This is a genomic window from Mameliella sp. CS4, assembly GCF_019392335.1.
Lineage (GTDB): Bacteria > Pseudomonadota > Alphaproteobacteria > Rhodobacterales > Rhodobacteraceae > Antarctobacter.
On the sequence record NZ_JAHXRQ010000001.1, the window covers coordinates 250736 to 264752 of the forward strand.

The 14017-nt window shown below is 65.5% G+C and carries 13 protein-coding genes; 6 read left to right on the plus strand and 7 right to left on the minus strand.

Annotated elements, in window-relative coordinates:
• Positions 1–28: 28 nt before the first annotated feature.
• The gene (locus tag KZZ07_RS01205; protein WP_219511210.1) at positions 29–823 is read right to left on the minus strand and encodes an alpha/beta fold hydrolase; all 795 of its coding nucleotides are present in this window, start codon (positions 821–823) and stop codon (positions 29–31) included.
• A 292-nt stretch (positions 824–1115) separates the two neighbouring features.
• Between KZZ07_RS01205 and KZZ07_RS01210 the strand changes: the two genes are divergently transcribed.
• The gene (locus tag KZZ07_RS01210; protein WP_219511212.1) at positions 1116–2318 is read left to right on the plus strand and encodes an aminopeptidase P family protein; all 1203 of its coding nucleotides are present in this window, start codon (positions 1116–1118) and stop codon (positions 2316–2318) included.
• A 112-nt stretch (positions 2319–2430) separates the two neighbouring features.
• Here the strand turns inward: KZZ07_RS01210 and KZZ07_RS01215 are convergent, their stop codons facing one another.
• Positions 2431–2982, minus strand: coding sequence for a hypothetical protein (locus KZZ07_RS01215; RefSeq protein WP_370631048.1), 552 nt, complete (start codon positions 2980–2982; stop codon positions 2431–2433).
• 114 nt (positions 2983–3096) lie between these two features.
• Here KZZ07_RS01215 and KZZ07_RS01220 point away from each other — a divergent pair, with 114 nt between their 5' ends.
• From KZZ07_RS01220 to KZZ07_RS01230, 3 genes are all read left to right on the plus strand, one after another.
• Positions 3097–3429, plus strand: coding sequence for a hypothetical protein (locus KZZ07_RS01220; protein WP_219511216.1), 333 nt, complete (start codon positions 3097–3099; stop codon positions 3427–3429).
• Between the two features lie 96 nt (positions 3430–3525).
• Positions 3526–3795 (plus strand): hypothetical protein, encoded by a 270-nt coding sequence (locus KZZ07_RS01225; RefSeq protein ID WP_219511218.1) that lies wholly within the window; start codon positions 3526–3528, stop codon positions 3793–3795.
• Positions 3796–3809: 14 nt separating this feature from the next.
• The gene (locus KZZ07_RS01230; protein WP_219511220.1) at positions 3810–4424 is read left to right on the plus strand and encodes a DUF1523 family protein; all 615 of its coding nucleotides are present in this window, start codon (positions 3810–3812) and stop codon (positions 4422–4424) included.
• An 8-nt stretch (positions 4425–4432) separates the two neighbouring features.
• Here the strand turns inward: KZZ07_RS01230 and KZZ07_RS01235 are convergent, their stop codons facing one another.
• From KZZ07_RS01235 to KZZ07_RS01245, 3 genes are all read right to left on the minus strand, one after another.
• On the minus strand, positions 4433–5305 hold the full coding sequence (locus KZZ07_RS01235) for a dimethyl sulfoxide reductase anchor subunit family protein (RefSeq protein WP_219511228.1): 873 nt from the start codon (positions 5303–5305) through the stop codon (positions 4433–4435).
• Positions 5306–6055 (minus strand): 4Fe-4S dicluster domain-containing protein, encoded by a 750-nt coding sequence (locus KZZ07_RS01240; protein WP_219511229.1) that lies wholly within the window; start codon positions 6053–6055, stop codon positions 5306–5308.
• 118 nt (positions 6056–6173) lie between these two features.
• The gene (locus KZZ07_RS01245; protein ID WP_219511230.1) at positions 6174–8987 is read right to left on the minus strand and encodes a molybdopterin oxidoreductase family protein; all 2814 of its coding nucleotides are present in this window, start codon (positions 8985–8987) and stop codon (positions 6174–6176) included.
• A gap of 230 nt (positions 8988–9217) precedes the next feature.
• Here KZZ07_RS01245 and KZZ07_RS01250 point away from each other — a divergent pair, with 230 nt between their 5' ends.
• The gene (locus KZZ07_RS01250) at positions 9218–10069 is read left to right on the plus strand and encodes a phosphate acyltransferase (RefSeq protein WP_219511232.1); all 852 of its coding nucleotides are present in this window, start codon (positions 9218–9220) and stop codon (positions 10067–10069) included.
• A 4-nt stretch (positions 10070–10073) separates the two neighbouring features.
• Here KZZ07_RS01250 and KZZ07_RS01255 read toward each other — a convergent pair whose 3' ends face one another.
• Positions 10074–11228, minus strand: a complete 1155-nt coding sequence (locus KZZ07_RS01255; protein ID WP_370631049.1) for an acetate/propionate family kinase — start codon at positions 11226–11228, stop codon at positions 10074–10076.
• Complete coding sequence (xsc, locus tag KZZ07_RS01260; protein WP_219511233.1) at positions 11225–13018, minus strand: sulfoacetaldehyde acetyltransferase; 1794 nt, start codon at positions 13016–13018, stop codon at positions 11225–11227. The genes KZZ07_RS01255 and xsc overlap by 4 nt, the downstream gene beginning before the upstream one ends.
• Before the next feature lie 334 nt (positions 13019–13352).
• Between xsc and KZZ07_RS01265 the strand changes: the two genes are divergently transcribed.
• Positions 13353–13955: a hypothetical protein gene (locus tag KZZ07_RS01265; RefSeq protein ID WP_219511234.1), complete on the plus strand. Its 603-nt coding sequence runs from the start codon at positions 13353–13355 to the stop codon at positions 13953–13955.
• Positions 13956–14017: the final 62 nt, after the last annotated feature.

Consider the following 14017-nt stretch of genomic DNA (forward strand, 5'->3'; position numbering starts at 1 on the left):
CCAGCCCCGGCCCAGCGTAGGGCGGGGTTTACCCCGCCGCCGCCTCCACCCGGTGCAGCTGCGCCGCAACGATCGCTGCGCAGTCCTCGGGATGCGTCGAGATCAGGAAATGGTCGGCCCCCTCCACCACCTTCAGGCGGCTGTCCGGGATCGCCGCGACCAGGGCCGCACTGACGTCCACGATGGCGGGATTGGCCAGGCTCCCCCGACAGATCGTGCAGGGCGTGCGCACATCCGCAAAATCCCCGAACTCCGGCGTAAAGGTCTGCGCCGCCTTCCAGTCCAGCAGGTTGGTCGCCGCCCCCGCCGCACAGAAGGCCCGCACCTGCCCGGGCAGCGCCGCGAAGGTGCCCGGGCGGCTCCAGTAGTCGATGATCAGCGCCGGGGCCTCGGGATCGCCCGCCGCGACCGCGCGGGAGAACCGCGCCAGCATCTCGGCGGTCTCGGCCCTCCAGGGGAAATCCGCCTCCGCTTGGCGCCCATAGATCGGGTTGCCCTCGAAACTCACGAGGCTGAGCAGCGGCAACTCTCCGGCCAGTGCCGCCGCCAGCGCGATCTGCCCGCCAAAGGAATGCCCGACAAGGTGAAAGGGCGTGCCGATCCTGTCCGCCACCTCGCCCAGCCAATCCAGCATTTCCGCCATCGTCCCGCCGTCTGGCCCGCGCCTCTCTGGCGTCGCGCCATAGCCGGGCAGGCTGACCGAGATCCGCCGCCGCCCCTCCAGCCGCTCCATCACCCCGGCCCAGGCGCGCGCCGTGCTGTAAGAGCCGGGCAGGAACAGGACCGGCGCCCCCGCGCCCGGTATCTCGACCTCGAATGACATGCGCCCCTTCCTTTCGCGGGGAGTTAGGCACGCCGCCAGCAACCGGATCAACCCGCCCTCGTGTTTCTTCTCTCCGAAAATACTCCCGGGGAGCGCGAGGGGCTGGCCCCTCGCTCCCGAACGCGACACTTGGACGCCGCAAACAGGCTTGCGCCCACCGCCGCAACGCAGCATTTTGACAGTGGGCAGGCGATGGCGTCGCCACTATTCAGCCCCTCAACCGTCCTGAACGCCGGGACCTTGCTTTGCCAGCGCGGCAGAGGAAGGCCCCGCCGCGCCTCAGGAGGGTTTCATGGAACGTCCCCAACACTATCGGTTTCACCAGGGTCAGAAGTGCCTGCCGTTCGCGCCGGAAGAATACGAGACCCGGCTTGCCGGTCTGCGCGCAGCGATGGGTGAGGCCGGGCTTGATGCCGTGGTCTTCACCTCGATGCACAACATCGCCTACTACTCGGGCTTTCTCTATTGCAGCTTCGGGCGTCCCTACGGCCTTGTCGTGACGCCTACCGAAAGCGTGACAATCAGCGCCGGGATCGACGCCGCCCAGCCCTGGCGGCGCAGCCACGGCGACAACATCACCTACACCGACTGGGAGAGGAACAACTACTGGCGCGCCATCGCCTCGGTCACCGGCACCGGCAAGGCGCTGGGATATGAAGGTGATCACATGACGCTGGCGCAAAAGGCGCTGATGGACAGCTTTCTGTCTCCCACCAGCACCAGCGACATCGCCCCCGCCACCATGCGCCAGCGCATGCACAAGTCCGAGGCCGAGATCGCGTTGATCCGCCACGGCGCGCAGGTGGCCGACGTGGGCGGCTACGCGATCCGGGACGCCATCACGGAAGGCACCCGCGAGATCGACGTGGCAATGGCAGGCCGCGACGCGATGGAACTGGAGATCGCCAGGCGTTTCCCCGAAGCCGAGTATCGCGACACCTGGGTCTGGTTCCAGTCCGGCATCAACACCGATGGCGCCCACAACCCGGTCACGGGCCGGATGCTGGAGCGCGGCGATATCCTGTCGCTCAACACCTTCCCGATGATCTCCGGCTATTACACCGCGCTGGAACGCACGCTGTTCGTGGGGGATGTCGACGCCCACAGCCTGAAGATCTGGGAGGCCAATGTCGGCGCACATGAATACGGCATGTCGCTGCTCAGGCCCGGCGTGTCCTGTGCCGAGGTTACCCACAAGATCAACGCCTTCTTCGCCGAACGCGATCTGCTGCAATACCGGACCTTCGGCTACGGACACTCCTTCGGCGTGCTGTCGCATTACTACGGACGTGAGGCGGGACTGGAACTGCGCGAGGATATCGACACGGTGCTGGAACCGGGCATGGTGATCTCGATGGAGCCGATGCTGACCATCCCCGACGGCCAGCCCGGCGCCGGCGGATACCGCGAACACGACATCCTGGTCATCACAGAGCAGGGGGCCGAGAACATCACCGGCTACCCCTATGGGCCTGACTTCAACGTGGTGGGCTGAGCTGCGAGCGCAGGCGACGCCGTCCCGGGCTTGACCCGGGACCTCTCCCTGCCAAACAGCTTTTCAAGTCATGGGGGAGGCAGACAAGCGGCCTGCCTCCCCGGTTCCCGGATCACATCCCGAACCGGGACATCTCGCCGAAATCCATCTTGTCCAGCAGCGGACGCGTCTTGTCCGGGTCGCCATCGGTCTGGACCAGGATGCGATTGGCGATCAGCGCCATCATCTGCCGGTCCTGGATGGCGAATTTCTGGCGCTGGATGCGCTCTGTCTTCATTCCCATCATCGCGGCATTGGCAATCATGCCCGACATGCTCATCACCATCGGGTTGTCGGCCATCAGCGTGATCTTGATCCGCGCGCCATCGGGATCGGTATAGGTCGCCTCGGAACCCACGCCGCCGCCCATCATGGCCAGCCCCTGGCTCATCTCGGTGTTGATCTCGCGGGTCCAGCCATCGGGCGCCTCGGGCAGGAAGCTGCCCAGGCTGGCGGTCTTCATCTCCAAGAGCTTGGCGCGCGCCATGTCCAGCTCGTCGAGGGCATACTGAATATCGCCATCCTCGTAGGCCTTCAGAGCCGAGTCCATCAGGTCCGAAACATCGTCGGCCTCTGCGGGCAGGGCAAAGGCGGTCAGCATCAATACGGCAAAGGTGCGGGTCACGGTAATTCTCCCTGTCAATTCCTGGCCACACCCTGACGCCGGGCGCAGGGTCAGACAAGGTCGGGAATAACCTGCCCGTTGAATGCGCGGCACTCCGCCCCCATCCTTATCCTTATGATCCTGCAACTTCTCCTGCCCGTGCTGGCCCTCATGCTTGTCGCCGCGCTTGTCACCCGCGGGGTCGAGGCGCTTGTGCCCGAGAGCCTTGGCGGCCTGGCCGCCACGACGGTGATCTCGGCCCTGCTGGTCTGGCTGCTGACCGCGGCGGGCTTTGCCGCGCTCTACACCATCAAGGACGCGAAGGTCTGGGAACTGCTGGGACAGGCACCCAGGGCCTCTCTGGGGTATTTCCTGCGGCTGGGCGCCAGCGCGGTCCTGATCTGGGGGCCTGTCCTTCTGCTGGTCGTCAGCACCGCGCCCCGGCGCTGGAAAACGGCGGTCTGGTAACAGCCCGGGCCTTTTCCCTTGGTGACACCGCGTTTCGCCGCATTCACCGTTGATTTTTGACGCCACCCGTATCACCTCAATTCCAGGAGGTTGGGTATGTTCGCACTGGCGCGGTTCCTGATCATGGCGGCAGTCGTGCTCACGGTGGTCTACGGGTCGCTGTGGTTTTACCTGCGCGCCCGCCGTCGCGAGCTTCTGGAAACCGACTGGGCCGCCGACCCTGCCGAGACCCGCTCGCAAGAGGACTATGTGCGCGAGGCGCTGGAGGAATTCGACCGCAGGCGCCATCGGACCCTTGTGCTTCTGGTCTATGCCGTGCCTCTTTGCCTCGTGACCCTGATCGTGTATCTGACGAATTTCCACTGAAAGGCGCCGCGCGCATGAAATATGTGAAATGGACCCTGATCGTTCTGTTCTGGCTGCTCGTGGCGGGTTTCCTGCACTACACGCTGCCCCAGCATGACGTGGCGCGGATCACCGACACCTACGAAAAGCGCGAGAACCCCAGCGACAACCCCTGGTTCTGGTCCCAGGCCAACACGGGCAGCGCGCCCGGCGGGCCGCGCGACGTGTTCTTTATCCAGACGAGGCGGGCCAACAACGACATCATGGTCTACCGCAACGAGGACACCGGCTGGGGCTGGCCGCCCTATTTCAAGTTCGATACCTCGAACCTGCAGGCCGAGGCCGCTGACCTGCGGTCGACCGCCGAGAACCCCACCTGGGTGGCGATCCGGCATTACGGCTGGCGCAACGAGTTCATCTCGATCTTTCCCAATGCCGTCTCGATCCGCGAGGTCGAAGGCCCCGACGTGACCATCATCCCCTGGCTGAACATCATCATCCTGGTGACGCTGGCCGCGCTGTTCTGGGCGTTGCGCGTGCGCTGGCTTCGGTTCTGGCGCAACCGGGTGGACCCGGTTCTGGACGCTGCGGGCGATAAGCTGGACCAAGGCGGCGACCGGGTAAAAGGCCTCTTCGGACGGTCGAAGTAGACCCCGCCTCAGCGTTTGCCGTAGTAGAGGCCGACAACATGCTCGGCCTCGGCAAAGAACAGCCAGCGCGAGACAAGTACGCCCGCCACATGGGACAGCACCGCAATAAGCGCCAGCCAGTGCCCGAAGGGCAACAGCAGCAGAAGCGCGGGCAGGACCGCCATCAACCCCAGCGCGATCAGGCGCAGTTTCCGCGCGTGCTTTCGCGCGACCACAAAGACCATTTCGCGCAGCAGGTAGTTGCTGCCGGTATGCGGCGGCTCGAAGGCGCGGACCTTGCCGATGTGGCCAAGTCCGGTGGCGGTTTCGATCGACGTGCCGGAGGCCGCCAGCCGCTGGTCGCCCGCCAGCCACCAGCCCGCCTGGGCCAGGGCCGCCAGCCCGATCAGCACCAGCCCCGTCGTCACACGGCCCGACAGCAGCGCCCCGCCGCCCAACGCGTAAAGCTGGAACAGAACCGGCGTCGACCAGTGATGCCAGCGCGGCACTGTTTTCAGCTGGGTGTAGATCATCGAGGTGGTAAAGACCGTGCCAAGGCACAAGAGCGCGCCCAGCCAGCCGAGGACGTGCACCTGCACCCCGAAAAACACCAACAGCGCCGCGTAAACGCCCATGACGACCAGCGCCGCGCAGGCGGTCCATGCCTCACGTGAGAGCCAGCTTGACCGCCATTGCGTGAAGGCCTTGAGCGCCCGCTCCGGCCGGCCGAGGTGCAGGGCCGAGGCCATGAGCCCGCCAACCGCCAGCAGGTAGCCGATCAGGAAAAAGGCAAAGGCACTCCAGCCGGTCGGCGGATCCGGATCGACCCCCAGCCAGAACAGCAGGCCTAGGCCCAGCCCGGAAAACGTGGTGAAGGCGATGATCGAAGGCGCCGGGTGCATTCACAGTTTCTCCAGCGTCTTGTCAATCCAGGCGAGGAAGCCGCGCGGCTCTTCGGCGACCGGTTCGAGGAAGGGCGCCAGCACATCGACCTCTCCCTGCCAGCCGTCCTTAGGCCGTGGCGGCAGGTACTTGTTGACGGGCTTCGTGCCCTGTTCCGGCATCAGGTCGATGCCGCCGCGCTCGGCCACCAAACGCGAGACATCGCTATCGGGATCCGAAAGGTCCCCGAAATGCCGGGCGCCCGCCGGGCAGGTCCGGACACAGGCGGGGGTGCGGTCCTCCTCTGGGAGGTTTTCATTGTAGATGCGGTCGACGCAGAGCGTGCATTTCTTCATCACCCCCTCGGCCAGGTCCAGTTCGCGCGCACCATAGGGGCAGGCCCAGGCACAGAGCCCGCAGCCGATGCAGTCACTTTCATTGACCAGCACGATGCCGTCCTCGACCCGCTTGTAACTGGCGCCCGTGGGGCAGACGGTGACGCAGGGCGCGTCCTCGCAGTGCAGGCAGGACTTTGGGAAATGCACCAGTTGCGCCGGTCCGGTCTCGGGTTGGACCTCATAGCTGTGCACGCGATTGAGGAAAGTGCCGGAGGGATCGGCCCCGTAGGGGTCCTGATCGCTGAGCGGCGCGCCGTAATTCTCGGTGTTCCAGCCTTTGCAGGAGATCACGCAGGCATGGCAGCCGACGCAGGTGTCGAGGTCGATGACCAGCCCGAGGCTGCGGGTGGTCTTTTCCGGAAGGGTCGTCATGTGTGGCCCCCGTGATCCAGCGGCGCCGCTGACGCGGCACAGGTTGGTTGTGCGGGGGTTCCACCCCCGGTCTCCCTGCGGTCGACTCCCCCGGGAGTATTTTTACAGAGAAGAAACATCAGGGTTTGGTCTTCCATGCCAGTTGCTCCGGCCCCTGCCCGACGGGGGAGGCGATTTCGCCGAAGGCCGGTTGGCTTTCCGCGGGCGGAGGGACCTTTTCGATGCGCGCGCGCAGGTCGAACCAGGCGGCCTGGCCGGTGACCGGGTCGGAGTTGGACCAACGCAGGCCGTCGCCTTTGGGCGGCAAGAGCTCGTGGATCAGGTGGTTGAGCAGGAACCCCTTGCTGGCCTCGGGCGCGTCGGGTTTCAGCGCCCAGGCGCCCTTGCGCTTGCCGATGGCGTTCCATGTCCAGATCGTGTTCGGATTGAGTGCGGCCATTTCCATCACTGGCACGGTGATCGCGCCGTGAGGCGAGGTGATGCGCGCCCAGTCGCCGTCTTGCAGGCCGTGTTCGCGCATCAGGCGGGTCGGCAGGTACATCGGGTTGTGCCCGTGCAACTGCCGCAGCCAGGCGTTCTGTGTGCCCCAGCTGTGGTACATGGCCATCGGGCGCTGTGTCAGGGCGTGGACCGGGTATGTGTCCGGATCGCCCGCATCGGGCGCATACCAAAGGGGCAGCGGATCGAGTTTTTCTTGAATCTGCTGTCTCAGGTGGTCGGGCGGCTGGTGGTCTCCGTGTCCCTCGGCGGCGCGTTGGAAACGGCGCAGGGGTTCGACGTAGAGCTGAAAGAGATAGGGGGCGGGCGCGTCGCAAAGCCCCGTCGTGACCGCCCAGTCCTGGTAGGCGCTGTTCCAGGGTTTGAAATACTGCGCCTCTTCCGGGATGTGCAGCGTGCAGAAGCCGCCGTTGGCGATATAGCTGTCGATCTGCGCCGCGTTGGGGGCGCCACGCCCGTGGGTGAGGCCGGTGTCGGACATGCGCCAACCTGCCAGTGGGCCGACGCCCGGGCGACGTTCGTGGCTCTGGATGTAGTCCGCGTAGTCGGCATATTTCGGCGCGCCGTCCTCGTCGACCATGCCCGGCAGGCCCAGCCGCGCGCCAAGGTCCAGCAGCACCGATTGAAAGCCGCGCACGTCCCGGTCCGGCTGTACCACCGGCCAGCGGATCGCATCCGCCGCCGCGTCCGGTTCAGAGATCGGGCGGTCGAGCAAGGAGATGCAGTCGTGCCGTTCAAGGTAGGTCGTGTCAGGCAGGATCAGGTCCGCGTAGGCAACCATCTCGGACGAATAGGCATCCGAGTAGATGATGCGCGGGATCTTGTAGTCGCCACACTCGTCCGTGTCGGTCAGCATCTCCATGACGCCGGAGGTGTTCATCGAGGAATTCCACGCCATGTTCGCCATGTAGAGGAACAGCGTGTCGATCCGGTAGGGATCGCCCGCGTGCGCGTTGGAGATGACCATGTGCATCAGGCCGTGGGCGGACAGCGGGTTTTCCCAGGTAAAGGCCTTGTCGATGCGGAGCGGCTCGCCCCCGTCCGACAGGGCCAGGTCCTCGGGGCCCTGCGGATAGCCGAGATGGGGGCCGGGGAGCGGCTGGCCGGGCGTGGACTGCGCATGAGGGCGCGGGTGCCCATGCGCCGGTTTCGGGTAAGGTGGTTTGAACCGCATGCCGCCGGGCGTTTCAACCGCGCCCAGAAGGATCTGCAGGATGTGCAGGGCGCGGCAGGTCTGGAACCCGTTGGCATGGGCCGAGATGCCGCGCATGGCATGGATCGCCACCGGGCGGCCCACCATGCGGTCGTGCCGGTCGCCGCGGAAATCGGTCCAGGGGCGGTCGATCACCATCGGGTCGTCAAAGGCCGCGCGGGCCAGCTCGCCCGCCAGGGCGCGAATGCGTTCGGACGTCAGGCCACAGCGGTCTGCCACGGACTCTGGCGCGTATTGCGGATCGAGATAGCGCTCTGCGAGCAGGTGCATGACCGAGGTATGGGTGACACCGGCGCGCCGGACATGACCGGTCAGGTCCGGCGTGATGCCGGGCCTGTCCCAGGCCACCTGCTTGCCCGTGACGCGGTCGATCACTTGCGGCTTGTCGTCCTCATCGCGCAGGAACAACCCGTGGTCCGGCGATTTCGGATCGCAGTTCAGCAGCACCGGCGCATTGGTGAACCGCGCGAGATAGTCGAGGTCAATCCGCCCGGCCTTCAGCAGGCAATGGATCAGCGAGAGGATCAACAGCCCGTCGGTCCCCGGCGTGATCCCGATCCAGTCATCCGCAACGGCGTTGTAGCCAGAGCGGATCGGATTGACACCGATGACCTTGGCGCCGCGCTCTTTCAGCCGCCCGATCCCCATCTTGATCGGGTTGCTGTCGTGATCCTCTGCCACGCCGAAGAGCAGGAACAGTTTCGCATGCTCCCAATCGGGCGCGCCGAACTCCCAGAAGGCGCCGCCCATCGTGTAGATGCCCGCCGTCGCCATATTGACGGAACAGAACCCGCCATGCGCGGCGAAATTCGGTGTGCCATAGGCCTGTGCCCACCAGCCGGTAAAGCTCTGGCTCTGGTCGCGCCCGGTGAAAAAGGCCAGTTTCTCGGGCGCCGTTTCGCGCAGGGGTTTCAGCCAGTTGACGGCGGTTTCCAGCGCCTCGTCCCAGCTGATTTCCTCGAACTCGCCAGACCCACGCGGGCCGACACGTTTCAGCGGCGCGCGCAGGCGGGAGGGCGCGTTGTGCTGCATGATCCCCGCGCTGCCCTTGGCGCAAAGCACGCCCTTGTTGACCGGGTGATCACGGTTGCCCTCGATATAGGCGACCTTGCCGTCCTTCATGTGCACGTTGATGCCACAGCGGCAGGCGCACATGTAGCAGGTGGTCTTGCGGACTTCGTCCGAGACCCTGGGCGATGTCTCAACCCGAGGCTGTGCCATGTCCCCTCCCTCTGGCGCCGTCTGACGGGCGTGCAAGTTGATGCATCATTCGTATATCAATTCTGCCGCCCTGCAAGCCCGGGCAATCAGGGTCCGCTTTTCCGTTCCATTTGGGATGATTTTCCCGGAATGCGCCTCTTGGCAAGACCGGCTTTCCCGGCGCGGTGCGTTGATCTTTGCCCCCGCCCCGCGCCAAACTCACCTGCATAAACGGGTGGAGGACAGCCGGCATGACATTCCTGGAGCGGGCCTTTGACCGGGCACGGGCGCGGCGGGCGCGCGTCGTCTTTCCCGAGATCGCAGAGCCGCGCGTGGCGGCAGCCTGTGACAGGCTGCGCAGAGACCGGCTGGCAGAGCCTGTCGGCCTGATCCCGACGACGGACGCCCTGATCGCCACCTTGGTCGAGGCGCGCGGCATGAAGGAAGGCCTGGCGCGCCGGATGCTGGACCGCCCGCTGTACCGCGCCGCCGCGATGGTGGCCGCCGGAGAGGCGGAGGCGATGGTGGCGGGCGCCGATGCGCCGACGCGGCGGGTGATCGAGGCGGCCTCGATCGCCATCGGGCTGGCCGAGGGGGTCAGCCTGCCGTCTTCCTGTTTTGCCATGCTGATGCCGGACGGGCGCACCCTGATCTTTGCCGATTGCGCGGTGAACCTGGCACCGGATGCCGAGGGGCTGGCCGCTATCGCACGCGCGTCCGAGCGCACTGCACAGTCCTTGCTGGGCGAGGCGCGCGTGGCGCTTTTGTCCTTTTCCACCGGGACCAGCGGTGCGGGCGACAGCGTGGACCGCGTGCGGCGGGCCGCCGAAATGACGGGCTTTGCCGGGCCGGTGCAGGCAGATGCGGCACTGAACCCGGCAATCGCCGCGAAAAAGGGGCTTGGGACGGGGGATGCCAATGTGCTGGTCTTTCCCGATCTCGATTCCGGCAACATCGGGTACAAGCTGGTGCAGGAACTGGCCGGGGCACAGGCGCTGGGGCCGATCCTGCAGGGGTTTCGCAAGCCGGTCTGCGACCTGTCGCGCGGCGCCACGGTCGATGACATCGTGGCGGCGACGGCGGTCACGCTGGCGTTGGATTGACCCGTCATGCCTGCACCAGGTCCAGCGCCGCGCGGGCGATGACCCGTTCCTCTTCAGCGGGAATGACCCAGGCCGTGACACTGGCATCGTCGCCGTGCAGACGCGGGGCATTGCGGGCGTTCCTGTCAGCCTCGAAACTGACCCCGGCCCAGCGCAGCCCGTCCAGGATCGCCGCCCGGACACGGGCAGAATTCTCACCGATGCCGCCGGTAAAGACGACGGCCTCCAGCCCCTCCATCGCTGAGATCAGGCTGCCCGCGTGGCGCCCTGCCCAATAGGTGAAGTGGTCGATGGCAAACACGGCTTCGGGACATGCGCTCTCCTCCAGCGCGCGCATGTCCGAGATCCCGCCCGACAAGCCCGCCAGCCCGGCGCGGTTGTTCAGCAGGTCGCGCGCGCCCTCCACCCCGCGTTCCTCGGCCAACCGCAGGACCGCGTTCGGGTCGATGCTGCCGCACCGCGTGCCCATCGTCAGCCCGTCGGTGGGGGAATAGCCCATCGTCGTCGCCACGCTCTGTCCGCGCAGGATCGCACAGGCCGAGGCGCCATTGCCCAGGTGAAAGGCCAGGACCCGGTCCAGCAGGCCCCCTGCCAGGCTTTCCAGCCGCGCGACAAGCCCCGCGTAGCTGAGCCCGTGGAAGCCGAAGCGCCGGATGCCCGCCTCGGCGCAGTCGGGTGGCAGGGCATAGCGTTGCGCGACCTCTGGAATGCTCGCGTGAAAGCCGGTGTCGAAACAGGCGACCTGCGGCAGGTCGGGCGTCAGGCGGGCCAGCGCCTCCATCGCCGCCAGGTTATGCGGGTTGTGCAGGGGCGCCAGAGGCGCGCACCGGGCGATCTCGGCCCGCACCGCGGGCGTGACGCGCGCGGGCGCGGCAAGGTTGGGCCCGCCATGCACAACGCGGTGTCCGGCCACCCGCAGAGAGGTCATCGCGATGCCCTGCGCCTCCAACGCCTTCAGCAGGGCAGAGAGCGCGGCGCCGTGATCCGGGGCTGTCACTGGCTGGCGCAGGGCGCCCATGCGCAACGCTGCATGATGGCCGATCCCGTCGACCCCGCCGCGCAGCACCTCGTGCAGCGCGGCGTCGAAGACCACGCATTTGATCGAGGAGGACCCGACGTTCAGGACAAGAACGTCCCCTCCCGCCGGGTCACCCATCATTCCGCCGCTTTGGCCGGGGTCTGGGGGCGCATGTCGGAGGGGTCGATCCCCGCCACAACGACCGGTTTCTTCATCGCATCGCGGCGGAAGGGTTCGCCCAGCTCCTGGTTGATCATCGCCTCGATCAGCGTGGTCACGCCGTTTTCCATCTGGTCGGTGATCGCCTGCGTCAGGGCGGCGGTCAGCTCATCCATCGTGCGGGCCACCACCCCCTTCAACCCGCAGGCCGAGGCGATTCCGGCATAGCTGACGCTCTCACCCAGTTCCGTGCCGACGAAATTGTCATCGTACCACAGGGTCGAGTTCCGCTTTTCCGCGCCCCACTGGTAGTTGCGGAAAACGATCTGGGTGATCGCGGGCCACTCACCACGCCCGATGGCTGTCAGTTCCGTGACCGAGATGCCAAAGGCGCCGTCCCCGGCAAAGCCCACGACCGGCACGTCCGGACAGCCGATCTTGGCCCCGATGATCGAGGGCAGGCCATAACCACAAGGGCCGAACAGGCCGGGCGCCAGGTATTTCCGCCCCTCGTCAAAGGACGGATAGGCGTTGCCGATGGCGCAGTTGTTGCCGATGTCCGACGAGATGATCGCCTCGCGCGGCAGCGCGCTCTGGATCGCGCGCCATGCCATGCGCGGGCTCATCCAGTCGGGCTTGTCATCGCGGGCACGCTGATTCCAGCTGGTGCCCGGATCATCGTCCTCGTGGGTCATCCCGGTCAGTTGCTGCGCCCAGCGCGATTTCGTCTCGGCGATCCTGGCGCGGCGTTCCGCGCGCCCCTCGTCGCCCGCCGTATCGGCCAGCTTGTCGAGAATGCCGCGCGCGACCTTGGCCGCGTCGCCGATGATGCCCACGCTGACCTTCTTGGTCAGGCCGATGCGGTCGGGGTTGATGTCGACCTGGATCACCTTGGCGTCGTTTGGCCAGTACTCCATGCCATAGCCAGGCAGGGTCGAGAACGGGTTGAGCCGCGTGCCCAGGGCCAGCACCACGTCGGCGTCGCGGATCAGTTCCATCCCCGCCTTGGAGCCGTTGTAGCCCAGCGGCCCGGCGAACAGCGGGTGCCCGCCCGGGAAAGCGTCATTGTGCTGGTATCCGACGCAAACCGGCGCCTCCAGCCGTTCGGCCAGCGCCATGCTGGCGGCGATCCCGCCTTCGGACAGGACCACGCCGGCCCCGTTCAGGATCACCGGGGTCTTTGCCTCCGACAGCAGCGCGGCGGCGGCGGCGACCGAGTTCTCACCACCCGAGGAGCGCTCGAACAGGATCGGCTCGGGGATCTCGATGTCGACGACCTGAGTCCAGTAGTCGCGCGGCACGTTGATCTGCGCGGGCGCGCTGGCCAGCTTGGCCTTGGCGATTACGCGGGTCAGCACCTCGGCGATGCGGGAGGGGTCGCGGACCTCTTCCTGGTAGGCGACCATGTCCTCGAACAGTTTCATCTGTTCGACTTCCTGGAACCCGCCTTGCCCGATGGTCTTGTTCGCGGCCTGCGGCGTGACCAGCAACAGCGGCGTGTGGTTCCAATAGGCGGTTTTCACGGCGGTGACGAAATTGGTGATGCCCGGCCCGTTCTGGGCGATCATCATGCTCATCTTGCCCGAGGCACGGGTATAGCCATCGGCCATGAACCCGCCCGAGCCTTCGTGCGCGCAATCCCAGAACATGACGCCCGCCTTGGGGAACAGGTCCGAGATCGGCATGAAGGCCGAGCCGATGATCCCGAAGGCATGTTCGATCCCGTGACGCTGAAGCACCTTCACGAAGGCTTCTTCGGTGGTCATTTTCATTGGCCGCGCTCCCAAGGCAAAGGCGCCGGCAGAAGGTGCCGGCGTTTGCCGGGCAATCTACTGGCGGGACGGAGCACCGGATAGGGCCAGTTAGATGGGCGGATTAAGGCCAGAACGCTCTGACTGTTGGGGAGATGATACGAGGTCCGTGATACATGTGCCGGCAACGACCGACTTGCGGACGAAGGTGACGTAGGAGTTTTGGCAGATTAACATCTGCTTCCGTCGGCCTGACAAACTGCTAAGTCGGCTACATATATAGAGAGAGGTCTGTTAACCCGTGTCGTCAAGCAACACTCCTGCTCGAAGGGCAAAACTGGAAGATTTGGCAGCAATGTCCCGCCTGCCGAAACGTCCGGGCCGTACCCCAATCGGGTCGAGGTCACTGGTCTTTTGTCATCCTGACCACAGCAAGGAGAAGCTTGAAGCCTACTACTCGACCTTCCCGCAAGGTATTTTCATAAGCGAACTTGACGGTGACATCATCGGTTTCGCTTGCGCAATTCGCATCTCAGAAAAGGTCATCGAAGAACCCATTCCTTGGTCCGACGGTACAGAAAATGAGACAGTTCTAAGTCACCAAAAGCAGGGAAGTTGGCTATATGTCAGCCGGATGGCATACACCGCTGGTCCTGGACACGCGCATCTCAGTCAAGAAATTGGTACACTGCTTGTTGCGTTCCAAAACCTGGCGGTCAAACAAAACTTGGCTGGGATCGCTGTCGCCACGCCGTTCCCCGGTTATAGAGAACGGTCCGGAACGTCTCCTTTCCAACGCTCCTGCATCGATGATCCCCGCAATCAAGTGCGTTCTGGAATGCATCCGATTGGCGTTGCTCACCATGCAGGCTTTCGACATTGCTTGGCGTTGCCCAACTATCTTGGCGATGCACGCCACTTCGCTTTGATGGTTTGGAACAGGACTTCCTACCAATAAGCCGTTGCCGGAACCTTGGAAGCCGAAGTTGGTGCAACCTGCAGCATCTGGGAAACTGGGCT

Bases quoted from the DNA above. Each gene is read 5' to 3' on its own strand.
- KZZ07_RS01205 (WP_219511210.1), bottom strand. From the start codon at position 823: ATGTCATTCGAGGTCGAGATACCGGGCGCGGGGGCGCCGGTCCTGTTC.
- KZZ07_RS01210 (WP_219511212.1), top strand. From the start codon at position 1,116: ATGGAACGTCCCCAACACTATCGGTTTCACCAGGGTCAGAAGTGCCTG.
- KZZ07_RS01220 (WP_219511216.1), top strand. From the start codon at position 3,097: ATGATCCTGCAACTTCTCCTGCCCGTGCTGGCCCTCATGCTTGTCGCC.
- KZZ07_RS01225 (WP_219511218.1), top strand. From the start codon at position 3,526: ATGTTCGCACTGGCGCGGTTCCTGATCATGGCGGCAGTCGTGCTCACG.
- KZZ07_RS01230 (WP_219511220.1), top strand. From the start codon at position 3,810: ATGAAATATGTGAAATGGACCCTGATCGTTCTGTTCTGGCTGCTCGTG.
- KZZ07_RS01235 (WP_219511228.1), bottom strand. From the start codon at position 5,305: ATGCACCCGGCGCCTTCGATCATCGCCTTCACCACGTTTTCCGGGCTG.
- KZZ07_RS01240 (WP_219511229.1), bottom strand. From the start codon at position 6,055: ATGACGACCCTTCCGGAAAAGACCACCCGCAGCCTCGGGCTGGTCATC.
- KZZ07_RS01245 (WP_219511230.1), bottom strand. From the start codon at position 8,987: ATGGCACAGCCTCGGGTTGAGACATCGCCCAGGGTCTCGGACGAAGTC.
- KZZ07_RS01250 (WP_219511232.1), top strand. From the start codon at position 9,218: ATGACATTCCTGGAGCGGGCCTTTGACCGGGCACGGGCGCGGCGGGCG.
- KZZ07_RS01255 (WP_370631049.1), bottom strand. From the start codon at position 11,228: ATGATGGGTGACCCGGCGGGAGGGGACGTTCTTGTCCTGAACGTCGGG.
- xsc (WP_219511233.1), bottom strand. From the start codon at position 13,018: ATGAAAATGACCACCGAAGAAGCCTTCGTGAAGGTGCTTCAGCGTCAC.
- KZZ07_RS01265 (WP_219511234.1), top strand. From the start codon at position 13,353: ATGTCCCGCCTGCCGAAACGTCCGGGCCGTACCCCAATCGGGTCGAGG.